Source organism: Cohnella rhizoplanae (genome assembly GCF_948329515.1).
Taxonomy (GTDB): domain Bacteria; phylum Bacillota; class Bacilli; order Paenibacillales; family Paenibacillaceae; genus Cohnella; species Cohnella rhizoplanae.
On the sequence record NZ_CAOJCN010000016.1, the window covers coordinates 1 to 24,186 of the forward strand.

20 protein-coding genes are annotated in these 24,186 nt (G+C 60.5%); 16 read left to right on the forward strand and 4 right to left on the reverse strand.

The genetic code is table 11. The features are described 5' to 3' along the window. Positions 1-75: 75 nt before the first annotated feature. Both PQG80_RS20435 and PQG80_RS20440 read left to right on the forward strand, forming a co-directional pair. Complete coding sequence (locus tag PQG80_RS20435; RefSeq protein ID WP_271753386.1) at positions 76-1,917, forward strand: alpha-L-fucosidase; 1,842 nt, start codon at positions 76-78, stop codon at positions 1,915-1,917. A gap of 159 nt (positions 1,918-2,076) precedes the next feature. After that, positions 2,077-3,081, forward strand: a complete 1,005-nt coding sequence (locus PQG80_RS20440; protein WP_271753387.1) for an aldose epimerase family protein — start codon at positions 2,077-2,079, stop codon at positions 3,079-3,081. A 279-nt stretch (positions 3,082-3,360) separates the two neighbouring features. Here PQG80_RS20440 and PQG80_RS20445 read toward each other — a convergent pair whose 3' ends face one another. Together PQG80_RS20445 and PQG80_RS20450 are read right to left on the reverse strand one after the other, a co-directional pair. Continuing rightward, on the reverse strand, positions 3,361-4,344 hold the full coding sequence (locus tag PQG80_RS20445; RefSeq protein WP_271753388.1) for an IS1595 family transposase: 984 nt from the start codon (positions 4,342-4,344) through the stop codon (positions 3,361-3,363). Positions 4,345-4,764: 420 nt separating this feature from the next. Continuing rightward, complete coding sequence (locus PQG80_RS20450) at positions 4,765-5,652, reverse strand: AraC family transcriptional regulator (RefSeq protein ID WP_271753389.1); 888 nt, start codon at positions 5,650-5,652, stop codon at positions 4,765-4,767. Between the two features lie 131 nt (positions 5,653-5,783). On the opposite strand from PQG80_RS20450, the gene PQG80_RS20455 reads away from it, so the two are divergent. The 12 genes from PQG80_RS20455 to PQG80_RS20510 all read left to right on the forward strand — a co-directional run bounded on the left by PQG80_RS20455 (position 5,784) and on the right by PQG80_RS20510 (position 18,776). Further along, positions 5,784-9,140 carry a DUF5107 domain-containing protein gene (locus tag PQG80_RS20455; RefSeq protein WP_432432789.1) on the forward strand — a complete coding sequence of 1,119 codons (3,357 nt, stop codon included), beginning with the start codon at positions 5,784-5,786 and terminating at the stop codon, positions 9,138-9,140. 150 nt (positions 9,141-9,290) lie between these two features. Next, entirely contained in the window at positions 9,291-9,995 is a 705-nt protein-coding gene (locus PQG80_RS20460) for an AAA family ATPase (protein ID WP_271753393.1), read from the forward strand. 25 nt (positions 9,996-10,020) lie between these two features. Beyond that, complete coding sequence (locus PQG80_RS20465) at positions 10,021-10,872, forward strand: helix-turn-helix domain-containing protein (protein ID WP_271753394.1); 852 nt, start codon at positions 10,021-10,023, stop codon at positions 10,870-10,872. Positions 10,873-10,984: 112 nt separating this feature from the next. Beyond that, positions 10,985-12,535, forward strand: coding sequence for an ABC transporter substrate-binding protein (locus PQG80_RS20470; protein ID WP_271753395.1), 1,551 nt, complete (start codon positions 10,985-10,987; stop codon positions 12,533-12,535). A gap of 28 nt (positions 12,536-12,563) precedes the next feature. Beyond that, positions 12,564-13,487, forward strand: a complete 924-nt coding sequence (locus tag PQG80_RS20475) for a carbohydrate ABC transporter permease (RefSeq protein WP_271753396.1) — start codon at positions 12,564-12,566, stop codon at positions 13,485-13,487. Then, positions 13,484-14,308, forward strand: a complete 825-nt coding sequence (locus PQG80_RS20480; protein ID WP_271753398.1) for a carbohydrate ABC transporter permease — start codon at positions 13,484-13,486, stop codon at positions 14,306-14,308. The genes PQG80_RS20475 and PQG80_RS20480 overlap by 4 nt, the downstream gene beginning before the upstream one ends. A 25-nt stretch (positions 14,309-14,333) precedes the next feature. Then, on the forward strand, positions 14,334-15,716 hold the full coding sequence (locus PQG80_RS20485; RefSeq protein ID WP_271753399.1) for a sulfatase family protein: 1,383 nt from the start codon (positions 14,334-14,336) through the stop codon (positions 15,714-15,716). 185 nt (positions 15,717-15,901) lie between these two features. Further along, positions 15,902-16,474 (forward strand): hypothetical protein, encoded by a 573-nt coding sequence (locus PQG80_RS20490; RefSeq protein ID WP_271753401.1) that lies wholly within the window; start codon positions 15,902-15,904, stop codon positions 16,472-16,474. A gap of 64 nt (positions 16,475-16,538) precedes the next feature. Further along, complete coding sequence (locus PQG80_RS20495) at positions 16,539-17,189, forward strand: NAD(P)H-binding protein (protein ID WP_271753402.1); 651 nt, start codon at positions 16,539-16,541, stop codon at positions 17,187-17,189. Between the two features lie 33 nt (positions 17,190-17,222). Then, a complete protein-coding gene (locus PQG80_RS20500) occupies positions 17,223-17,609 on the forward strand; it encodes a hypothetical protein (protein ID WP_271753404.1) in 387 nt (128 codons plus the stop codon). A 103-nt stretch (positions 17,610-17,712) separates the two neighbouring features. Beyond that, the gene (locus PQG80_RS20505; RefSeq protein ID WP_271753405.1) at positions 17,713-18,087 is read left to right on the forward strand and encodes a CidA/LrgA family protein; all 375 of its coding nucleotides are present in this window, start codon (positions 17,713-17,715) and stop codon (positions 18,085-18,087) included. Further along, positions 18,084-18,776, forward strand: coding sequence for an LrgB family protein (locus PQG80_RS20510; protein WP_271753406.1), 693 nt, complete (start codon positions 18,084-18,086; stop codon positions 18,774-18,776). The genes PQG80_RS20505 and PQG80_RS20510 overlap by 4 nt, the downstream gene beginning before the upstream one ends. Positions 18,777-18,821: 45 nt before the next feature. On the opposite strand, the gene PQG80_RS20515 is transcribed toward PQG80_RS20510, so the two are convergent. After that, positions 18,822-20,615 carry a sensor histidine kinase gene (locus PQG80_RS20515; protein WP_271753407.1) on the reverse strand — a complete coding sequence of 598 codons (1,794 nt, stop codon included), beginning with the start codon at positions 20,613-20,615 and terminating at the stop codon, positions 18,822-18,824. Beyond that, a complete protein-coding gene (locus PQG80_RS20520; RefSeq protein ID WP_271753408.1) occupies positions 20,612-22,045 on the reverse strand; it encodes a response regulator transcription factor in 1,434 nt (477 codons plus the stop codon). The genes PQG80_RS20515 and PQG80_RS20520 overlap by 4 nt, the downstream gene beginning before the upstream one ends. A 264-nt stretch (positions 22,046-22,309) precedes the next feature. On the opposite strand from PQG80_RS20520, the gene PQG80_RS20525 reads away from it, so the two are divergent. Together PQG80_RS20525 and PQG80_RS20530 are read left to right on the forward strand one after the other, a co-directional pair. Further along, positions 22,310-23,239: an ABC transporter permease gene (locus tag PQG80_RS20525; protein ID WP_271753409.1), complete on the forward strand. Its 930-nt coding sequence runs from the start codon at positions 22,310-22,312 to the stop codon at positions 23,237-23,239. 43 nt (positions 23,240-23,282) lie between these two features. After that, a complete protein-coding gene (locus PQG80_RS20530) occupies positions 23,283-24,182 on the forward strand; it encodes a carbohydrate ABC transporter permease (RefSeq protein ID WP_271753410.1) in 900 nt (299 codons plus the stop codon). The last annotated feature ends 4 nt before the right edge of the window (positions 24,183-24,186 follow it).

Genomic DNA, 24,186 nt, shown 5'->3' on the forward strand with positions numbered 1-24,186 from the left:
ATATAATACTATATATAGATAAATATACAATCCTATTTAGTAAAAAGGATAGGGACAAAGGAGCGGTAAAATACGATGCTATCTAACAGTTTAGTAGCGGATCAAAGGCTGGATTGGTGGCAGGAAGCGCGTTTCGGCATGATGATTCATTGGGGGCTGTACAGCGTCCCCGCCGGAAAATGGGATGAACAATATATGGAATATATTGGCGAGTGGATCATGAGCCGATTCCGAATTCCGATCGAGGAGTACGAGAAGCTGGCGGCCTCCTTCTCGCCCGAAGGCTTCGACGCGGAACGGTGGGTGCTCGCCGCCAAGCGGGCCGGCATGAGATACCTGATCTACACCGCGAAGCATCATGACGGGTTCGCCATGTACCGGTCCGGCGTCGATCCGTACAATATCGCCGACGCGACGCCGTTCGGCCGCGACGCGCTGGCAGAGCTCGCGGAAGCCTGCGCCAAGCACGGCATGAAGCTGTGTCTCTACTATTCGCAGTCGCTGGACTGGCACGAGCGCGACGCGGCGGATCCGCAGGTGCCTAAGAACAACGGCATGAGCTGGGGCAACGACTGGGATTTTCCCGATCGCGGCGCGAAGCGGTTCGAGCGTTACTTCGAGAAAAAAGTGAAGCCTCAGTTAACCGAGCTGTTGACGGGTTACGGGCCGATTCATATCGTCTGGTTCGACACGCCTTTCGAGATCACCCGCGCGCAGTGCGAGGAGCTGTACGCGCTCGTCCGCAGCCTGCAGCCGGACTGCATCATGAATTCGCGTCTAGGCAACGGGCTTGGGGATTACGGCAGCCTCGGAGATAACGAGGTACCCGCCGGCGTTCTGGACGGATATTGGGAGGTCCCCGCGACCCTGAACGACACCTGGGGCTATAAGGCGCAGGACACGCTGTGGAAAAGCGCGGCGGACGTCGTCGGCCTGCTGACGAGCCTGGCCGGCAAAGGCTGCAACTACGTGTTAAATATCGGCCCGAGAGCCGACGGCCGCTTCCCGGAGGCAAGCGAGCATGTTCTCGAAGAAATCGGAGACTGGATGGCGGTGCACGGCGAAGCGGTGCACGGCACCTTGCATACGCCGTTCGCGCATGACCTCGCGTGGGGTCCGGTAACGACGAAGCCTGGCAGACTGTACCTGCACCTGCACCGCTGGCCCGACGACGATGCGATCGCATTGAACGGCCTGCGCTCCGCGATCCATCGGGCGTACCTGCTGTCCCGGCCCGAGGAGTCTTGCGCCTTCGAGCAGGAGGAGAGCGCGGTGCTCGGCCGTTATACCGCGAGCATCCGCCTGCCCGCGCGACGGGAGCGCGAGCTGTTGCCGGTGCTCGCCCTGGAACTTGCGGCGGGTCCCGATGTCGTCCCCGGACTCATCCAGCAGGCCGACGGCACCGTCCTGCTGCCGGCTAATCGCGCGGAGCTCCACCTGTGCGCAGGAGCCGGGAGCGGCGCGACCCGCGGCGAGGGACGGATCGCCACCGACGGCGCCGTCACGGCGGCTGCCGAGCCGCCGTCAGTGACCAAGGTTGGCGTCGTGAAAAACTGGTATAGCGAGCTGGATTGGCTGTCCTGGACCTTTGAGGCTTACGAGTCCGGCGCGTATGAGGTCCAAGTCACAACCTCTGGCTTATACCACAAAAACGCCTGGAAGGGCGGTCATCGCATTCGCGTCGCCGTAGGCGAGCAGGAGACGCGCGCGGAGATCCGTCAGGACGAGACCGTGACGAACGCGGCGACGCATTATTATCGGCAAGCCGTCTCCCGCTGCGGCAGCATTCGTCTGGACCGGACAGGACGGCACCAGCTCCGTCTCACCGCCGACGAGATCAAGTTCAACGATCACATCGGCCTGGCGCTCGTTCAGGTTCGGCTCGTTCCCGTTGAGAATTCATCCGTCGTATCATAAGCCTCCATTTTCCCTACGGGCTTCCGCTCAAAACGACCGGACTATTCTCCATGAATAACCGATTTTCGTGAATTGGCAAGAGGCGCCTCCTTGTGTACAGTTATCCTGATGCCTTGTTTATCGTACGAGCCATAAGGAGAGACGAATGGAGGGACTTCCTTGACTGAGAATCCGATGGGCGCCGCCCAGGATCGCGACAGGAGCCGGTCAAACTTCAGCGCGCTAGCGCTCAAACGGAACGGGAGATACAAAAACCGCGACTCGATCGTCCTGGAGACGGACAGTGTCCGGGTTGAACTGATCCCGGGGCTCGGCGGCAAAATCGTTTCCCTGCGCTACAAACCGACAGGCAAGGAATGGCTTGTCGAAGCCGACCTGCACGAGCTGCCGCAGCCGGCATACGGCTCTTCCTTCGGCGACGCGGACATGAGCGGCTGGGACGAATGCTTTCCGACGATCGGGACCTGCGCGGCGGATGCCGAAGGGAAGGTACTGCTTCCCGACCACGGCGAGGTCTGGCCGCTGGCCTGGGACGAAGCCTTCGACGAAGGCAGCGTCGTCTGCTCGGTCAACGGGGTGGCGATGCCTTACAGGCTGAGCCGCACCCTCAGCTTCGCGGCGGACGATACGCTGCGGATGGATTATATCGCTGAGAATCTGGGCGACGAACCGCTACCGTTCCTCTGGGTGCCGCATCCGCAGTTCGCGGTGTCGGAGCCCACGCGCGTCGAGCTCCCGCCATCGGTCCAAGACATGCTGTGCGTGTACGGCGGCGCCTCAAGGCAAGAAGGCGTCACGTATCCGTGGGCGGGGGAAGCGGTCATCGGGACGGAGCAGACGGGCGACGGACGCAAGTATTACGCGCCAGGCCCGGTAGCAGAAGGCTGGTGCGGCCTGACCTGCGAACGAAGCGGAGACTGGTTGCGGATGGAAGTCGATCCCGAGCGCGTCCCTTATCTCGGGATATGGGTCGACGAAGGAATGTACAACATCCGCAATGCCATCGCGTTGGAGCCCTCCATCGGTTACTATGACGTACTGGACAGGGCGATAGCCAATGGCACGGCGCGAATCGTACCGCCCCGTGGATCCTGCGCGTGGTCGCTGTCCGTTCGTCTGGGCAACCAGGCGTCCGGCGCCGGTTCGGCGACCGAGCAGACTTAATCGGTCAATATTCTCATTGCAGGTCGCCGGCTATTTGCCGGCGGCCTCTTTTACGGGCAGGGAACGCGACTACCATTTTTCGCGTTTTAACGATATCCCTTTCAGTCAGGATGACGGGGGGATGATGCCCATAACGCTTACACGACTAAAAACTGCACAACCAACAACAAGGCCGAGCCTGCACTTCCAGGTCCTGTTCAGCCAAATTATGCATGGCAAATAGCGCTTGGAAAACAACGGTCTATCCAGCGCAGCTGCCTTTGCTCCCATGACAGTCCTTTACTGTTTACGCGGGATGGCCGTCGCTGATGTTATAGTGCTACCCGATCCGTTGCTCGCTACGTGCAGGACGTCTATATACCCAACGGATCGGCCGGATGCCGGAGCGAGCGCCCACCAATCCTCGATAGGTAATCGTCTCCGTCGTACCGCAGCTTGCGATGAGTTCAGCCAGCATATCGTGGCGACACACGCGGCGGAAGCAGAACTCGTTGAGGTATGCCTGCAGGTGCTTCGGACCGATGCCGCCGAACGTGCGGGCCACCCAGCGCACGGCCTCGCGCCAGGCGATATGCGCGGCGGACCGCCCCCGATGGCCGCGCTCGAGGTATCGGCATGTCCGGTGGCTTCGCCGCCGGCGACATGTTTTTGCGCAAAACGTTCCATCGATTCCTCGCCGCCGGCTCCGCCGCGAATCGCCGGACGGTCGCCTTCGGGACCGTCGACGGCCTTCATTTTCACATGAACGATCTCTCCTGCTCCATCGAGCGAGACGCCGACCACGACTGGCTGCGGCCTCAGCTCCCCCTGCACGATTAAACTGCTAAAGTAGCGATGGTATTCGTAACCGTAATAATCGCCGAGCAATTGAAGGTCGCCCTCGAGCGGCCGCATGCGGTCCCACTCCCCGATCGCGTGGCGCAGCTTGTGATTGATCAGCCAAGCCGTCTTGTACGTCACCCGGATCAACTCGGCCAGCTGCTTGGCGCTAATACCGATCTGCATCAAGAACATCGCCTGAAACCACTTAGTTAGCGGCGTGCGCGTACCCTCGAGCGCCGTCCCTGCCGTGAGGGAAGTCTGATGGGCGCAGGAGCGGCACTCGAACAGATGGCGTCCGCGGGACGACACCTTGTAATAATGAGGATGCGCGCAGCAGGGACAACGAAACCCGTCCGGCCACTTGGCGGCGAACAGAGCGCCCGCGCAGTCTTCTTCGCTATAGGCCGGCACAGCGTCATAGATCGAGAAGCGGCTGGGCATTGCAATCCCTCCGATAGGAACATTTGTTCTTATATTAACATAAAGTGGTTTAAAATGCACGTTCTTTTGAGGCAAAAATCAGTCATGGAATTGACCTTGCTCAAGGGGATAGGGAGGGCATCCGGCCGAACGAATGAATGGAGGTAGCAGGCAGGGAGAGGGTAGGAAGCAGGTAGGAAGCAGGTAGGAAGCAAGCAGGAAGCAGGTAGGAAGCAGGTAGAGTGCAAGTAGAGAGCAGGTAGAGAGCAGGTAGGGAGCAGTTAGGGAGCAAGCAAGGGCAGGCAGGAAGTTAGAAAAGGACTGGGCGGCCTAGCGAGGTTTCCTGATTGAAGGGGATATTGTTAAAACGGGAAAAAATCGAATGTTCCCTCAAGCAAGATTCCAAAAAAATCCAATATGCAGCCATTCGAAAATAAGCGGTTACCCTTTAGGCACGCTGCGATATTCGGAGGGAGAGACGCCCATCAGCTTTTTGAACATGCGGGAAAAGTAATAAGGATCGGCGAAGCCGACGTCGGCGGCGATTTCTTTAATAGACATGCCGGTTAGGCTTAACAGCTGTCCGGCTCTCTGCATTTTAAGGCGCAAATAGTAATCTATCGGGGGAAATCCGGTCTCCTGCTTAAATAAGTAGATCAGATGCTGCCGGGACAAGCCTGTATGCGCGGCCAGCCGCGGCAACGTGATGGTGGCGTGCAGGTGATCGTTCATATAACGAGTCGCCCGCTCGAGGTCTTCTTCGCGCTTGCGATGGCGGGAGGTGCCGCCTGTGCCGAGACCGATCGCGCCGAGCAGCTGGCCGAGCGTCTGGGAGACGTGGACCTGAACGGGCAGCGAGTAGGGCTTGTCGGCCAATAAGCCGTAACAGCGCTCGAAGCTCTCCAGAAAATGAGCTTGCAAGCCGATCGGCACGGTGACGGGTACGCCGCCGAGATTGTATAGGCGAAGAAGCGCCGCTGCCTGCTCGCCCCGCAGGTGAAACCAGTAGATGCTCCAGGGTTTATCCTCGGAAGCGCCGTATCGATGAGGGGTGCCGGCAGGGACGACCGCGAGCTGCCGCTCCGACAGGGGAGACATTTTGCCATCCTGCTCGACCCAGCCCGCGCCTTCGGCGCAGTAGATGACGATGTGCGCGTCACAGCCGTCGGACCGCTCCCGATAGTGATGCCGGGCATGGGGGAAGTAGCCGATGTCGCTTACGTAGAGATTCCGCGTCAGCTCGAAGGCGGCGAGCTCCTCCGCGAGATATTCGGGCGCCACGAACAGCTTCTCCTCCGGAAAGCCCTCCTTCTTCTGAATGGTATCCATATCAGCGCCCTCTTCCGTATAGAGTCTCCGAATCGCATAATCCGCATATCCTCCATCATAATCCGAATTCCGTGAATTGGCGAGAGGGGCGGCCTATCGTACATTTAAGCTATTAATCGGAGGAGGGATTCATCTTGGCACAACAAGCGGCGCCAGTCGGGGCGAAGGCCGTGCGGGTATGGGAAGAGGACGTCTCCATCCCGACCTACGGGATCGGCGCGCCTGACCGGAACCCGATGTTCTTGGAGAAACGGGTATACCAGGGGAGCTCGGGACGGGTCTACCCGCATCCGGTCATCGACAAGATCGAGGACGATAAGAAGCCGCAGAACTACCGGCTGGCGATATTGGAGAACGAATACGTGCGCATCGAAATCATGCCGGAGCTCGGCGGCCGCATTTACCGCGCGCTCGACAAGACGAACGACTACGACTTCGTTTACTACAACCGGGTCATCAAGCCTGCGCTCGTGGGACTGGCCGGACCGTGGATCTCCGGGGGCATCGAGTTCAACTGGCCGCAGCATCACCGTCCAAACACGTACGGTCCGGTCGAGTATAAGCTCGAGACGCGCGAGGACGGCGCCGCGACCGTATGGGTAAGCGAGATCGACCGCATGTACGGCACGAAGGTGACGGCGGGCTTCACGCTGCATCCGGGAAAGGCGTATTTGGAGATCTCGGCGCAGCTGTACAACCGCACGCCGGAGCCGCAGACGTTCCTATGGTGGGCGAACCCTGCGGTTGCCGTCAACGACCATACCCAGTCCGTCTTCCCGCCGGACGTGACGGCCGTGTTCGACCACGGCAAGCGCGACGTGTCGCGGTTTCCGATCGCGACGGGCACGTACTACAAGATGGATTACTCCGCGGGCGTCGACATTTCCCGTTACCGCAACATTCCGGTGCCGACCTCCTATATGGCGTACAAATCGGACTATAACTTCGTAGGCGGCTACGACCATGGCGTCCAGGCCGGCCTGCTGCATGTGGCCAACCACCATGTCTCGCCGGGCAAAAAGCAGTGGACCTGGGGCAACGGCGAATTCGGGCAGGCCTGGGACCGCAACCTGACGGACGAGGACGGGCCGTACATCGAGCTCATGACCGGCGTCTATACGGATAACCAGCCCGACTTCACGTGGCTCGCGCCATACGAGGAGAAGTCGTTCACGCAGTACTTCATGCCTTACAAGAATATCGGGGTCGTCAAGAACGCCTCCGTGGACGCGGCCGTGAATCTCGAGATCGACGATGCGGCGCGCGAAGCCACCGTACAGGCATATGCGACCTCCGTATTCGAAGGTGCCGTCATCGAGCTGCGGGGCAGGAGTCGCATTTACTTGAGAGAGACGGTCTCGCTGTCGCCGACCTCGACGTTCAAGTCGGTCGTGACGCTGGACGAAGGCGATCTGGCGCACGATCTGACCGTATCGATCGCGAGCGCGGAGGGACGCGTCCTGATCGCGTACCGTCCGGCCGCGCCTTCGATCGAGGACGTGCCGGAGGCCGCCAAGCCGCTGCCGGAGCCGCAGGAGCTGCGTACCAACGAGCAGCTGTACCTGGCCGGTCTGCATCTGGAGCAGTATCGTCACGCGACGTTCGAGCCCGAGGCTTATTATGCAGAGGGCCTGAAGCGGGACCCGTCCGACATTCGCATCAATGTCGCTTACGGCACGCTGCTTCTGCGGCGCGGCAGGTTCGCCGAGGCGGAAGCGCACTTCAGGGCGGCGGTCAAGTCGCTGACCTGGCGCAACCCGAATCCATATGACGGCGAGGCGCTGTATCAGCTCGGCTTTGCGCTGAAGCTGCAGGGCAAGGACAAAGAGGCGTTCGCCGCGCTGTACAAGTCGACCTGGTCGGCCGCCTGGCAGGACGCCGGCTACTTCACGCTCGCGCAGATCGCGGCTTCGAAGGGCGCCTACGGCGAGGCGCTGGAGCTGGCGGAGCGCTCGATCGTCCGCAATGCGCGCAACTACAAGGCGCGCCATCTGAAGGCGGCGCTGCTGCGCCGGCTCGGACGCATCGCGGAGGCCTTGGCTTATGCCGACGAGACGCTGGCGATCGACGTGGCGGACTTCGGCGCCGCCAACGAGCGCGTCCTGGCGCTCGCCGAAGCCGGCGACGCGGCCGAGTCTGCGGCGGCGCGCGGGGAATTGCTGCGCCTCATGCGCGGGGACGCGCACAACTACCTAAGCCTGGCCGCGGACTATGCCTCCGCGGGCTTGCACGAGGAGGCGATCGCCGTGCTCCGCCGGATCGCGCCGGAGGCTTCGGCCGAGGCCTACCCGATGGTCCACTATACGCTCGGCTACCTGTACGAGGCGGCCGGAGACGCGGATCAGGCCAAGCTCTTCCGCGAAGCGGGGCGCGCGTCGAATCCCGACTACTGCTTCCCGAACAGTCTGTTCGACCTGCTCGTGCTCGAGAGCGCGGTACGCGCCGACGCGGCGGACGACAAGGCGAATTACTACCTGGGCAACTGGCTCTACGACAAGCGGCGCCACCAGGACGCCGTCGCGGCCTGGGAGGCCTCGCGCGCGGCGAACGGCGGCTTCGCGACGGTCCACCGCAATCTCGCGCTCGCGTACTTCAACAAGCTCGGCGACGCGGACCGCGCGCTGGCCTCGCTGGAGAGCGCGTACGCCCTGCGCGAGGACGATGCCCGGGTGCTCTACGAGCTCGACCAGCTGTACAAAAAGCTGGGCTACGACCCCGAGCGGCGGTTCGAGGCGCTGGCCGCCCGCAAGCCGCTCGTCGACAAGCGCGACGACCTCTACCTCGAGTATGTGACCTTGCTGAACGCGATGGGCCGTCATGCCGAGGCGCTGCAAGCGCTGGCGGCGCGCCAGTTCCACCCGTGGGAGGGCGGCGAAGGCAAAGCGACGGGCCAGCACGTGCTGGCGCATGTCGAGTCGGCGAAGCTGGATCTCGCCGCCGGCCGCTACGAGGCGGCCGCGGCCCATCTGCAGTCGGCGCTCGTCTACCCGGACAATCTCGGGGAGGGCAAGCTAGAAGGCGCGCAGGAGAACAACGTCTATTACTATCTAGGTCTCGCCTATGAGGGCCTGGGACGCGCGGACCTGGCCGAAGAGAGCTTCCGGCGTGCTTCGCAGGGACTGGAGGAGCCGGCCAGCGCGATGTACTACAACGACCAGCCGCCGGACATGATTTTCTACCAGGGCCTGGCGTGGCGCAAGCTCGGCGTCGACAAGGAAGCGAAGCGCCGCTTCAACAAGCTGATCGACTATGCCGAGCGGCATCTGAACGACGACGTGAAGTTCGATTACTTTGCCGTGTCGCTACCGGACTTCCTCGTCTTCGAGGACGATCTGAATAAGCGCAACCGGATTCACTGCCGATACATGAGAGGCCTCGGCCTGCTCGGACTCGGACGGGAGGACGAGGCGAAGGAAGAGCTGCAGGCGGCGCTGGCGCTGGAGACGAATCATACGGGGGCGCGGGTCCACCTGGCTTTGATCGGGTAACTTTGGGGAGAATCGGGAGCTTAGGCTTCCGGTTCTTTTCTTTTTGTTGTAGGCGGAGCCGCATGTCGGCCGGCAGCTGTTGACCCTGCCGCGTTAAATCGTTACCGTAGTAGGTATACGGACGAACAACACGCTGGAGGAGGTGACCCTATGTTCCTGCGCAGTCTGACGCTGATCGGCGGCGGGGACCGGGACGCGTATCCGTTCGACGTTCCGGCGATACGCCACCTGACGCGGCTCGACTTCCAGGCGAACGTGACCTTCCTGGCCGGGGAGAACGGATCGGGCAAATCCACGATATTGGAAGCGATCGCTTATCAATGCGGATTCAACCAGGCGGGCGGCAGCAGAAACAACCTGTACGAGGTGGACGCCGCAGGCTCGGTGCTCGGGGACGCGATCCGGCTGTCTTGGCTGCCCAAGGTAACCAACGGCTTTTTTCTGCGAGCCGAGACGTTCTACCACTTTGCCTCGCATCTGGATACGATGCCCGAGAGTCTCGGCGCATACGGAGGACGCTCGCTGCACCGGCAGTCGCACGGCGAAGCCTTCCTGTCCCTCTTCAAGCACCGGTTCGGCAAGCGCGCGATCTACCTGCTGGACGAGCCCGAAGCGGCGCTGTCGCCGGCCCGGCAGCTGGCCTTCATGCGGATCGTCAAGGACCTCGAGCGGGACGCGCAGTTCATCGTCGCGACGCACTCCCCGATTCTGCTGGGATACCCGGGCGCGCAGATCCTGAATTTCGACGAGACGCCGATCCGGGAGATGCGTTACGAGGACACGCTTCACTATATCGTGACCAAGCGGTTTTTGGATAACCGGGACAAGGTGTTGGGCGAATTGTTCGAAGACTAACCAGCATCGGAGGGAGGTGCAAGGCATGTCCTACGTCGTTCACGACCAGCTTCGCATCGCCGTGTTGAACGTAACGAAGGTCCAGTACAAGTCCAGAATCATTTTCGATTACGTACAGTCGTGCTATACCGTCTCTTATATTCAAAAAGGAGAGGTGATCACGACGCTCGACGACAAGGAGTTCGTCGCCAGGACCGGGGACGTGATGATCCATCGCCCGCACAAGCCGTTTAACGTCATCTCGCAGACCGACGGCGTCCACTATCTGTTCAACGTCGACGTGAAGGTAAAGGGGGAGCAGGATTTTTTCGACGTATTCCCGCTCGGCAAGGTGGTCAAGGTCCGCGATCCGGACTTGTACGAAAAGAAGTTCGACGAGCTTCGCAGCCTATGGCTGCAGGAGAACGACGATTTCCGCACCGTCCAGACGGGGTTCCTCGCCTTCTTCTTGCTGCACGAGATCCTGGAGAGCACGAAGCTCGGGGAGCGGCGGTCCTCGCGGGACCCGATGATCACGGATCGCTTCAACAACGCGCTGCATTATATCGAGAACGGGCTGGAGCAGGACATCACCCGCGAGGATCTCGCCCAGCTCTACCATATGAATCCCGTCTACTTCAGCCGCGCGTTCCAGAAGATCTACGGGATCACCCCGATGAAGATGCTGAAAAAAATGCGGCTGCAGAAGGCCAAGCAGATGCTGGAAAACACGGAATATACGATCGACCACATCGCCCAGCAAAGCGGACATTACGATGCCGCCCACTTCAGCAGGGCGTTTCAAAAAACGTTCGGTCAGGCGCCGACGGAGTATCGTAAAAGTATCAAACTTACAAAAAGAAGCATCGTCCCTACATGGTTCGATTACCAAATATAAATTAACATTAACTTCAAGAAACCATGCCGAGCGTGTCTAAAAACGCTGCCGGCGCGGGGGTCTTGAAGTTTTTTTGTGATGCCAACCTTACATGAGCCAAGGGGGATTCGCATTGAGAAGAAAAGTGAAGCACGCGGGAGCGCTACTATCAACCGCACTAATCGTACAAATGGCGACGGCTTGCGCCGGCGCCTCCAACAACGGGGCAAGCGTCGAGCCGTCGAGCTCTCCGGCCGCCTCGTCCGGCGCGCCCGCCAGCTCGCAAGCCTCGTCCCCGGCCGCTGCGCCGTCTTCGTCGTCCGGCGAGCGGGTGACGCTCCGGGTCATGGACTGGGCCGACAGCGAGAAGTCCTACCGCGAACAATTCATCAAAGACTTCGAAGCGAAGTATCCGAACATCAAGATCGAATACACGCTGCTGACGGTCGACCAGTTCCAGAATACGATCCTGACCGCCATCAAGACGGGCGACGCGCCGGACCTGTTCCCGATCCCCGCCACGATGAAGCTCAGCACGGCCGTGAAGGAAGGCTGGTACCAGCCGCTCGACGCCTATATCGACGACGCGTTCAAGAGCAGCTTCGTGGACGGGGCGTTCACGGAAGGCACGACGATGCTTGGCGGCCAGATCTATTCGATCCCGGCGCTTACCGGCGTGCCCAGCACGCTTGTCTTCTACAACAAGAAGCTGTTCCGGGAAGCCGGTCTCGATCCGGACAGTCCGCCCAAGACGTACGGTGAATTCCGCGCAGCCGCGATGAAGATCACGGATGCAGGGAAGGGCAAGTACTACGGCATCATCGAAGGCGGCAAGCAGATCGGCCGCTGGAAGCTCGCCGCGATCGAATGGTCGGCGCTCGCCGGCAGCGGCTTCGGCTCCGAGTCGCCGCTCAGCCTGAAGGACGGACAGGCCTCCTATGACTCCGAAGCGATGCTTGGCGTGTTCGATCTGTTCACGGGACTGAAGAAGGACGGCAGCTATCACGCGAAGACGATGAGCCTCTCCGCGCCGGAAGCCCGCGCGCTGTTCGCCGAAGGACAGGCGGGGTTCATCGTCCAGGGCGAATGGAACGTCGGCACCTGGACCAAGAACAACCCGGACCTGGACTTCGGCGTCATGGCGCCTCCGGTGCCCGACGAAGGGCAGAAGGGATATCTGCCTAGGTCGACCTATGCGCCCTGGATCGGCATGTCCGCCGCAACGAAGCATCCGGAGGAGGCCGCTCTTTATCTCAAGGAATACTTCAGCAAGGAATATCAATCCGTCCTGGTCAAGAACGGCGACCGCTTCTCGGTCCTTAAGGACGTGAACGAGTCGTCCGCGGACATCCCGCAGTTCAAGCAGTACTACGATATCGTGCAGCAATATTCGCGACTCATCCCGAGCGTGGCGGTACGCAATCCCGAAGTATCGGCCGTGCTGGCGAACTTCAAGGATCCGAAACCGGGCCTCGGCGATATTCTCCAGGGCGCCGTCGCCGGCGCGCTCAAGGATCCCGCGACGCTGCTGAAGCAGCTCTCTGGCCAGACCGACAAAGCGCTGGACGCGGCGATCGAGCAAGCTAAGGCAGGCGGCGCGAAGGTCGAGCGCAGCGATTTCTCCTTCTCGAACTGGAGCCCGGACAAGGATTTTTCCGCCGAAGACTATCAAGCGCTGAAGTGACGACCGCTCAGCCGATGTGGAGGACAACATGCGACGGACTGGAGAAACCAAGAAATCGCGCCTGAAGGTGCAGGCCTGGTGCTGGTTGTTTCTAACGCCCACGCTGCTGCTGTTCCTGGCGTTCCAAGCCTGGCCGATCTTGGCCGGCATCTACTACGCGATGCTGGACTGGTCGGGTCTGACTTCGGATTCGACCTTCGTGGGCACGGACAATTTCGTCAGCGTGGCGAACGATTATTACTTCTGGAACGCATTCAAAAATAGCTTCAAGTTCATGCTGGGCGTCGTGCCCCTCCATCTGATCGTACCGCTCGTCCTGGCCGTCATCCTGAACCGTCCCGGCCTTCGGGGCGCGAGCTTCTATCGGACCTTGATCTTCCTGCCCGTCGTCACGACGACGTCGATCGTCGGCATCATCATGGTGTTCATCTGGGGCAGCGACGGCGCCGTAAACGGCGCGCTGCACGGCATCGGGCTGCTCGATGCGCCGATCGACTGGCTCGGGAATCCGAGCTGGTCGATGTTCACGGTCGTCATCGTGTCGGTATGGAAAAACCTCGGCATCAACATGGTGTATTGGCTGGCCGGGCTGCAGAGCATTCCGAAGGAGCTCTACGAAGCGGCGGAGATGGACGGCGCGCGCGGCTCGAAGCTGTTCTTCCGCATCACCGTGCCGCTGCTTCTGCCCATCGGGGCGGTCATCCTGCTGCTGAACGTCGTCAACTCGCTGAAGGCGTTCGACCTGATCAAGACGATGACCAACGGCGGGCCGTTCTTCGCCACCGACGTCGTGTCGACTTATATTTACCGCTATGCGTTCTCCAGCGAGATGGGGCTGCCGCAGCTCGGCTACGCCGCCGCCGCGGGCATCTTCTTCGCCGTCACGATCTGCGTGCTGGCCGCCCTGCAGAACGTGATCACCAAGCGGATAAAGGGGCGTTCGCCGCTATGAGGCAGCTGAGAAAATCGCTATTTCACCTGATCATGATCGCGTTCTGCTTCGTCTGGATCTACCCGTTTCTGTGGATGCTGTCGGCTGCCTTCAAGACGGAAGGGGAGTTTTTCTCCAACGGCCTCAAGCTGATTCCCAGCGACTTCAAGCTGGATAACTTCAGGCGCGCCTGGGAGGGGGCGAACTTCGACACCTACTTCCTGAACAGCGTCGTCATCTCCGCGAGCACGATCCTCCTGGTTCTCTTCGCGACGGCGACCTGCGGCTACATCATGGGCAGGCATTCGTTCCGCGGCAAAAAGCTCGTGTTCGCGCTCCTGGTGGCCAGCATGTTCGTGCCGATGGAGTTCGCGATCATTCCGATCTTCGATCTGATCAAAAATCTCGGCCTCATGAACAACCTGCTCGGCGTTATACTGGCGGAAGCGGGCGGCAACCACATCATCTTCATCCTGCTGTTCGCTACGTTCTTCCGCGAGATTCCGAACGAGCTGGAGGAAGCGGCCGTCGTGGACGGCAGCGGGTTCTTCCGGACGTTCGCGCAGATCATGCTCCCGCTGGCCAAGCCGGTCGTCGGGAGCGTGACAATCATGCAGTTCATCTGGTCGTGGAATTCGTTCATGCTGCCGCTGATCCTGACGCTCAGCAAGCCCGATCTGCGTCCGCTCGCCGTCGGCCTCTACGCGCTGCAAGGCGAGAACGTCGTCGACTGGACCGGCATCGCGGCGGGCGGGGCGATCGCGATCCTCCCGATCGTCGTCATCTTCCTGCTGCTCCAGCGCTTCTTCGTAGACGGGGTCGCGGGAGCGGTCAAAGGTTAAATACAGCAAAGGCAGGTACCGCATAATGAGAATTTTGTATCTCGATCTGGACTCTCTTCGCCCCGATCATCTGGGCTGCTACGGCTATCACAGAGACACGTCGCCGAATATCGACGCGGTCGCCAGGGAAGGCGTGCGCTTTACGAATTACTACTGCTCGGACGCTCCCTGCCTGCCGTCGCGCTCGGCCCTCATGTCCGGCCGGTTCGGCATTCACAACGGCATCGTCGGACACGGCGGCACCGCGGCGGACATGCGCCGGGACGGCCCGGGCCGCGACTTCAACGACAGGCTGTCTATGGAGAGTCTCCCGGCGGTTCTCCGGCAGGCGGCGATGAAGACGGCTTCGATCAGCACGTTCTCCGAGCGGCACTCGGCCTGGACGTTCAATGCCGGGTTCAATGAAGTGTACAACATCGGCGGCAAGGGACAGGAGTCCGCCGAGCAGGTGCTGCCCGTGGCGCTCAAGTGGCTCGAGGATAACGGTGCGGAGGACGATTGGTTCCTGCACTTGAACTTCTGGGATCCGCATACGCCGTATCGCGCGCCGGTCGACTACGGCAGCCCGTTCGCGGGGGATCCGCTGCCCGACTGGCTGACCGAGGACGTGTTCGAGCGCCATCTGGCCAAGAAGGGCCAGCACAGCATCGACGATATGAACGCGCTCGCCAAGTCGCACTACTACCGGCATCCGCGGCACGGCAAGCCGATCGAGCGGCGGGAAGACCTGCGGGTCATCCTCGATAACTACGACGCCGCGATCCGCTATATGGACGCGCATGTGGGCCAAGTGCTGGCGAAGCTCGGCAGTCTCGGCGTGCTGGAGGATACGGCCATCCTCATCAGCGCGGACCACGGGGAGAACATGGGCGAGCTCGGCATCTACTCCGAGCACGGGACCGCTGACCAGGCGACCTGCCGCATCCCGATGATCGTCCGCTGGCCGGGCGGCGCGCAGGGAGCCGTCGACGATGGACTGCATTATCACCTCGATCTGGGACCGACGCTGGCCGGTCTGCTCGGTATCCCGGGCGCGCCGTCCTGGGACGGAGAGAGCTACGCGGACGCGGTGCTGAAGGGCGGCGCGGAGGGGAGGGATTACCTCGTCTTCTCGCAGTGCGCGCACGTGTGCCAGCGCAGCGTCCGTTTCGAGGATTGGCTGTACATCCGCACTTATCACGACGGCCATCACGGTTTCCCGCGGGAGATGCTGTTCGACCTCAAGAACGACCCGTTCGAGCAGCGCGATCTCGCCGGGGAACGGCGCGACGTCTGCAAGGAAGCCGTGTATCTGCTGAACGAGTGGCACGACGGCATGATGGCCACGATGCCGCACGACACGGACCCGCTATGGACGGTCATGCGGGAGGGCGGGCCATACCACGCCAAGGATTACGCGGATAAATAGATATAGCTATTGAATGAAGAGCCGCCCGGGTCGCCGGGCGGCTTTTTGAATTCAGCCGGAAACGCTCGCCGGGAACATACCGTATTGAGGAATCGTACGCAACAATTGTTGGTGAATGACGTCTATTAGAAATAAGTGGAAAATCATCCGGAAAAGATGAGGTGTATGCAATGTGGAGCAGAACCATGAAGCTCTTATGGTTGGGCGTTTTCGTGCTCGGTACTTTTTTCATAGTCAAGCCTGCGGCCGTCCATGCATGCTCTTGCGCTGAACGACCCGGCATAGAAGATCAACTTCAACGTAAAACCGCGGTTTTTACAGGCAAAGTGTTAAGTTTATCAAACCCCGTCAGCGGCAGGAATTGGTCCTCCGCAGATCCCGTGAAGGTCCAAATGGAAGTAAACAAGGTGTGGAAGGGAGAATTAGCTTCGCAAACGACCGTGTACACGGCAGTAAGCTCGGTAAGCTGCGGGTATGAGGATTTTAAAGTGAATGAAGAATATATCGTGTTTGCTTACGGCGATCCGGATCGGCTGGAGACAGGACTGTGCGAAGGGAATAAGACCCTCGCGACCGCACAGGACGAACTAAAAGCATTGGGCGCAGGTTACGAACCCGCTAAAAAGCTCTCTCAAAAGGATCCGCAGGGGGAACCCTCCATGATGGATAAGATCCAGTATCCGTTGTTCATCGTCGCTTTCGTTATCGTGATCGCCTTGTTGACCGTGCAAATCAAAATGAAGAGACGACGCCGGTAGCGATAGAACGGTGATGATATAATCAATACAGGCTTCGATATTCAGCGGAACAAGGGGATCGAACATGCACGCATTGATCATAGGCGCCACTGGCGCCACGGGCGCGGACCTGCTGGATATCCTGCTGAAGGACGAATCCTTCAAGCGGATCGATATCTTTGTCAGGCGCGCTCCGGATATCCGGCATCACAAGCTGAAGGTACACGTGATCGACTTCGACCGGCCGGAACAATGGGAGCATCTGGTGCAGGGGGACGTCTTGTTTTCCTGCCTGGGAACGACCATCAAGGCCGCTGGAAGCAAAGAGGCGCAGTGGAAAATCGATTACGAATACCAGTACCGGTTCGCTCAAGCCGCCCGAGGTAACAGAGTGAACAACTATGTCTTGGTATCCGCCGGCTTTGCCTCGCCGAAGGCTCGCTTCTTCTATTCGAGGATGAAGGGCAGATTAGAGGAAGCCGTTAAGGCGCTGGCTTTTGATAAACTTACGATCTACAACCCGCCGCTACTGGTACGGAAAAATAGCGATCGCGCCATGGAAGTAGCCTCCAAGAAGGCCCTTCAGTATCTAAACAAGATCGGAATGCTGCGGGGTCAAAGACCGCTGCCGACGGAAATATTAGCTCAAGCGATGGTAAATACCGCGAAAAGGAAAGAGAACGGCGTACTTACGCTGGGCGGTCAAGCGATCTGGGCGGCTGCTCAGGCTGAATGACGTCGGGCGAACAGAATGGAGATGAGGACTTCCGTGAGAAAGATCAACTCGTTCGCAGATGCGGAACGCTTCGCCGGGGCAGGGATAGAGGCGATTCTGAGCGAATCGCTCGTGGCCCCGGATGCGGCCGGCATCCTATCGGACGGCGATGAGCCGATACAAGAAGCAAGCATTACCGCCTACGTTCGGGAGGGCCGCGAGATATCGGAGCATTATGTACTGGATTGCCGTTCAAGTACGGGAGCGTCGTATATTCTGTGCATCCACGTGGGGAACGGGATCTCGATCCAGCAATATGACGAAGAGGATTGGCTATCCTTCCGCGATGAGTGCGGAGATAACGGGATTGAGCTGGCAGGCAAGCCTGTGCTGGCTTATACATTCAAGGGTTTGGTGAAAGTAGAGGACCCGGCCAACTGAGTTCGCGATCGATCGCAGCCCGGGACAAGGTACCCTAGTGACGGTGCGGTTCATCAAAGGTTAAAATGGTTAGCGTGCACATCGATTGGAGGAAGCGCTGCCCATGGCCGGATTCGCCGTTTTACTCGGTTTTAATTTACTGGGATTGGTTGCGGAGCATGCACTGCGTATACCGATTCCGGGCAATGTCCTTGGTCTTATTCTGTTCACGGCGTCCTTGTTCCTGCGTCTCGTCAAGCTGGAGTGGGTAGAACGCTCCGCCGAGCTGCTGACGCGGCATATGATGCTGTTCTTCGTGCCGTTTATCGTGGGGACGATCGCCTTCCTGCCGATGCTGCGGGAAAACGGGCTCGCGATCATCGTCAGTCTCGTGGGAAGCACCTTGCTCGTCATGCTGGTGGCCGGCGGCGTCGCCGCCCGGGTCGGACGCTCGGCACCGCAAGAGCCGGTTTCCGGATCGGCGGAGGAGAGCCTATGAATCTGCAGGCGATATACGGGCATCCGCTGTTCGGCGTGACGGTTACCGTCGGCGCCTATGTCATCGCCTTGAAGGTGCACGGCAAGCGGAAGTCGATCCATCCGCTGTTCCTGTGCTCGGGCGCGATCATCGCGCTCCTGCTGCTGCTTGATATTCCGTATGACAGCTACCGGGCGGGCGGCGATCTGATCACCTTTTTCCTGGGACCGGCGACGGTAGCGCTGGGCGTGCCCCTCTACAAGCAGCGGGTATTCCTCCGGCGCTACTTCGCCGCGATCGTGTCCGGGGTTACGCTGGGATCGGTGAGCGGCATCGCCGGCGCCGGGTTGCTCGTCTGGCTGATGGGCGGTTCGCGGGAGCTGATGGCGACCATGATGCCGAAGTCCGTCTCCAGCGCGATCTCGGTCGAGATCGCCCGCCAGGCCGGCGGCATTCCGGAGCTCGCCGCCGTGCTGACGGTCCTGACCGGGCTGCTCGGCAGCATGGTTGGGCCCGCGCTGCTGCGCCGGCTGGGCATCTCCGGCGATATGCCGATCGGCGTCGCCATCGGCACCTCCTCGCACGGCATCGGTACCGGCCGGGTGATCCGGGATTCCGAGCTGCAGGGCAGCGTCAGCGGCGTGTCCATGGCGCTGGCCGGCATCGTGACATCGCTGCTGTTCATTCCGTTGTACGGATGGTTCCATTAGCGGGCCGGCGGCGACTGCCGCCGCGCATGCCGTTGCCTCCTATGCCTAGACGGCCTCATGTCCGGGACGCCTCCCGGGCGCCTGCGCGCCGGGTCCCGCCAGCGTCAGCACGACCTGCGTCCCCCTTCCCGGCTCGCTGTGCAGCCGGATGCCGCAGGGCTCGCCATACTTCAGCCGCAGCCGGTTGTTGACGTTGCTTACGCCGATATGCCCGCCGGGCTCCGCTTTCCCGCTCGAGAGCAGCTCCGTCAGCTGCGCCAGGCGAGACGGCTCGATGCCCACGCCGTTGTCCTCCACGCCGATCTCGAGCCGTCCGTCCGCGTTCACCGCGGCGCTGATGAGCAGGACGCCGCCCCGGCCGCGCGGTTCCAGACCATGGCCGAGCGCGTTCTCGACGATGGGCTGGAGGATCATCCTCGGCACCGGGATGTCCTGCAGCTCCGCAGGGCAGATCATTTTGAACGAGATCCTGCCAGGGAACCGGCCCTGATGAATCTTGACGCAGGCCTCCGCGATCTTGAACTCGTCCGCGAGACTCACCTCGTCCTTGCCCTTAATGCTATACCTCAGCATCGAGCTGAGCGCCGTCGTCATCTCAAAGATGTCGTGGTTCCCCTTGACGATGGCGATGCCCTTGATCGAATCCAGCGTATTGCTCAGGAAGTGCGGATTGATCTGGCTCTGCAGGTACGCGTACTCCGCCCGCTGCTTCTCCAGGTCGAGCTCGTACAGCTTCGCCGTCGTATCGACCAGCTGGTCCGTCAGATCGTTGATGCGCGCCAGCATCGTGTTGAATTCGCTGGAGATGACCTCGATCTCCGCGTAGCCCTTGAGGTCGACCTTGTCGTGCAGCACCTCCAGGTTGCCGCCCTTCAGACGCTTCATGAACCGAATGAGCCTCGTCAGCGGCCTCAGGATATTCATCATGAGCATCGTATAGGGAATAGAGACGACCAGCAGCGTCACGACGAGCAGCCAGTAGCTGGTCTTGCGCAGCCGCTCGAGCTCCTTCATCAGATTGTGAATCGGGACGGCCGTCACGATCTTCCCCGATATCTCCGGCAGCTCGAACGTTTGGACGGCATATTTCTTGCGGCCGATTTTCTGAACCGAAGCCTTCCCGCCGTCGGTCGCGTCGGTCCCGATCTTCCCCAGCATGCTCTCCGGCTCGTCGCTATTCGCGTAGATGACGCCTTTGTCGTCCGTCATGAAGAAGTTCGTCCCGGCCAGCCGGGGATAGCCCTCGAACGCCGAATGGATCGATTTGATGTCCAGGATGACCAGGATATAGCCGATTCTCTCTCCATAGAACTGGGTATCGCCCGAGGCGAAGATGTTCATGCCGAACAGCAGCTTGCCCTTGTCGAGCACCTTGTCCGGCGGGCTGTATCCGCGATAGTGCACGGTACCGTCCCCGCTCGCCGTGGCCATCAGCTCTTGAACGCGCTGGGACCTTCCCGCTAGGGAGGTATAGGACCCCGCGCGGCCGATCGCGACGATGTCGAGAATATCCGGGTTCGTGTTCCGCACGACGCTCATTAGGCTCTCCACCTTCTGCGACAGATCGTACAGCTTGAGCTTGTCGGACTCCAGGAGGAACTTCTGGAGCGTCGTGTCGTAGCCCAGATTCATCATCAGCGCCGATACGCTGGCATAGTTGGCCGATACCCGCTGCTTCAGGATCGAGACGAGCTCCGTATTGTACTCCGTGTTCTGGTCGATGATCGTGGCGCTGGATTGCTGGTACACGCGCACGATGACAAAGGGAATGATGGCGACGATGAGGGCCCCGATCAGGAGCACTTGCGTACGGATCGACAGCTTGTTGAAGCGGCTCATGCGCGCTCCCGGTATTGCGTGGGCGTCATTTTGCGATATCGCTTGAAGATCCGGGTGAAGTAGAAATAATCGTGAAAGCCGCACTTTTCCCCGACTTGGTAGATGGACAGGCCGGTCTCCTCCAGCAGCTTGCAGGCGTATTCGATCCGCTGCCGCGAGATATGCTCCACGATCGTCTCGCCGACCTCTTTTTTGAACAGCTGGCACAGATAGTTCGGGCTCAGATAGAACTGCTCGGACAAGCTCTGGATGGAGAGCTCCTGGTTGAAGCGGTTGCGAATGTAGAGGACGATCTCCTTCACCTTCTTGTGGGAGATGCGGGATTCCACCGCTTCGATGCCCTCCGTGAGGGACTCCAGCGTCATCGTCACCAGGTCGTCCACCATCGCTTCCGCGGTGCCGTACCGGTAATAGAGCTGCTCGTATCCTTCGAAAAAGCGTCCGCCCGGCTTGGGGCCTTCGCGCGGGAACAAATACAGCACCGACGTGTAGAGCACGTAGGCCTCTTTGATCGTAAAGGAACCGTTCCGGAAGCGTTCCTTGGTCGAATCCATGGCCGAGATGAAGCCCAGCCGGTCCTTGCGCTCCAGGGTCTGGGCGATCTCCCTGAGCTTGTCCTCGATCGGACGCTCGACCGGCGGGGCGGCGGGGTAGACGCCTGGCTGTCCGGTGGCGAACATGCCGTAGGCCGCGAGCGAGGCGGCCTCCAGGGCCGCGTCGAGCTCCCGGACGTCCGTCAGGGCCGGGCCTACGCCTACGCCGCATTCGATTGGCCGGCTCCCGCCGCTCAGTCCCTGGAGGAATGCCGCCTTCCGGCGGTCCTCCATGAGATATCCATGACGGCGGCGGCTCATCGGAAACGACAGGAAGGAGGCGCCTCCTGCGGCAGGCGGCGCATGCGGCCCCTGCACCACGACCGGGACGACCGGCGTCCGGGGCGAGACCGGCATCCCTTTCCGATCCAGGAATAGGCCGACCCGGTCCAGGTCGCCCGCGCAGACGGCTTCGTACAGCTCGTACGAATGAGAGGACGCCGTTTTCTTGGCGCTCGATGCGAGATGCTGCGCGATCCGCGCGAGCATGCCGTGGATCTCGTCGATCTCGAAGGGCTTGAGGCAGTAGCCGAACGTCCCGTAGTTGATCGCTTTTTGCGCGTAGGCGAATTCCGCGTGCCCGCTGAGGACGACGAACAGCGTGTCCGGGGAGACGGCTTTGCCCTGCTGGATCAGTTCCAGGCCGTTCATGACCGGCATCTTGATGTCGGTGAAGACGAGCGTCGGACGCAGCGCCTCGATCAGATCGAGCGCCGCTTGCCCGTCCTCGGCGTCCCCGACGACCTCGAAGCCGTATTTGGCCCAGCCCACCGCCGCTTTGATGCCCTCCACGATCCACTGCTCGTCGTCGGCGATAATCACTGTGTGCATGCTCATGCTAGCCCTCCCGTATCGCTCGATTGCTTCCTATAAAGTTCATCCTATCGGCCCCGGCCGGGCGCGGGTATGGACGATATTACGTTCGATATGTCCGATCTTCCGAACCTGCCGTACCCTGCGGGGCCAAGCGCATATAATCCACATGCCTGAATTGAATCCTCTATACTCGGCTCCCTCGGCGCTCCTTATAATTTAGCATATAAAACGCTTACTTGGCGCCAAGACAACGAGGGAAGGGCGGAGAGAGGATTGGCCGATCCGATGACGGCCCGGACTCCGAAGCGGAGATTGGGCAAGACGATGCTGCAGTACAAGTACTTTTATCTGATGGTTCTGCCGATTCTGGCTTGGTACGCGCTGTTCAGCTACGGTCCGATGTACGGCGTGACGCTGGCCTTTAAGACATTTAATTACGGCAAGGGCATACTCGGCAGCCCCTGGACGGGATTGGACAACTTCCGGACGCTGCTGACCGATCCGGACTTCCGCACGGCCTTCATCAACACGATCGTCATCAGTCTCATGAAGCTGATCATCCATTTCCCCATGCCGATCATTCTGGCGATCGTGCTGTATGAATTTTCCCGTAAAAAAGCGAGGCGCTTTTTCCAGACGGTCCTCACGTTCCCGCACTTTATCTCGTGGGTCGTGCTCGCGGGCATCGTCACGAACATCCTGAGCAAGGACGGCATCTACAACCAGATCGCGATGCTGCTGGGCGCCGATCCGAGCGCGCCGCTCGTGGACGAAAGGGCGTTCAGGCCGATCCTGTATCTCACCCATGTCTGGCGGGAGATCGGCTGGGATTCGATCATCTATCTGGCGGCGCTGGCGGGCATCAATCCCGAGCTGTTCGAGGCGGCCGAGGTGGACGGCGCGAACCGGTTCCGCAGACTGCTGAACATCGCATGGCCGGGCATCAAGAGCACGGTGGCCGTCCTGCTGATCCTCCATGTCGGCCAGATGCTGACGCAGGGAGCCAGCTTCGAGCAGATCTTCAATCTGTACAGCTCGCCGGTCTATTCCGTGGCGGATACGATCGATACGTACATCTACCGCACGTCCTTCACCGTCGGCGGAGACTTCGGCTATATGACGGCCGTCGGCGTCGTCAAGTCCGTCATCAGCCTCGTGCTGCTGTGGGCCGCCAACGCGTTCGCCAAGCGGATGGGCGAGCAGGGACTCTATTGATCGGGGACGCTTTAATGAAGACAGCGAAGGGGGAGGATCGCCCATGAGCGCCCAAGCGGCCGCTAATAAGAAAAAATGGAGTCCGTTCGATATCTGGGCGTTTATCGTCCTGGGGCTCCTCACGATCGTTACGTTCTTTCCGTTCTACAACGTCCTTATCGTCTCGGTGGCCAGGTTCGAGGCGATCAGCAAGAGCGACTTCTACATTCTCCCGCTCTCGTTCGACCTGTCGGCTTACAAGCTGCTGCTGCAGGACGCGAAGTTCTGGACGTCGTTCCTGAACTCGATCATCGTCACGGTCGCGGGGGTCGCGTTCAGCATGGCGATCTCCGTGGCAGGGGCTTACGCGCTGTCCAAGCGGGGCATGCCGGGTCGCAACGCCATGCTGAGCCTCATCCTGTTCACGATGTTTTTCAACGGCGGGCTCATTCCCTTCTACCTGATCGTCAAGGAGCTGGGCTTGGTCAACAACCTGTTGGTCATGATCATCCCGGCGGGGCTCAACACGTTCTATCTGATCATCATGAAAAATTACTTCGGCGGCATCCCGGAGAGCCTGGAGGAATCGGCCAAGCTGGACGGGGCGAACGACCTTTACATTCTCTATAAAATCATCCTGCCGATCTCCGCCCCGTTCATGGCGACCTTCGCGCTCTTCTATGCGGTGGAGCGGTGGAACGAATGGTGGTACGCGCTCATCTTCATCAGCGACGCCTCCAAGGCGCCGCTGCAGATCTACCTGCGGGAGACGCTGATCACGTCCAACTCCATGCTCAGCCTGATGGCCCAGACGCTGGCGGAGCAGCGGCAGACGGCCAAGGTGTATACGCCGGCGCTGCAGATGACAGCGATCGTCATCTCCAGCATTCCGATCGTCGCCGTGTATCCGTTCCTGCAGAAGCACTTCGACAAAGGCATCATGGTCGGCTCCATCAAAGGATAGAGGA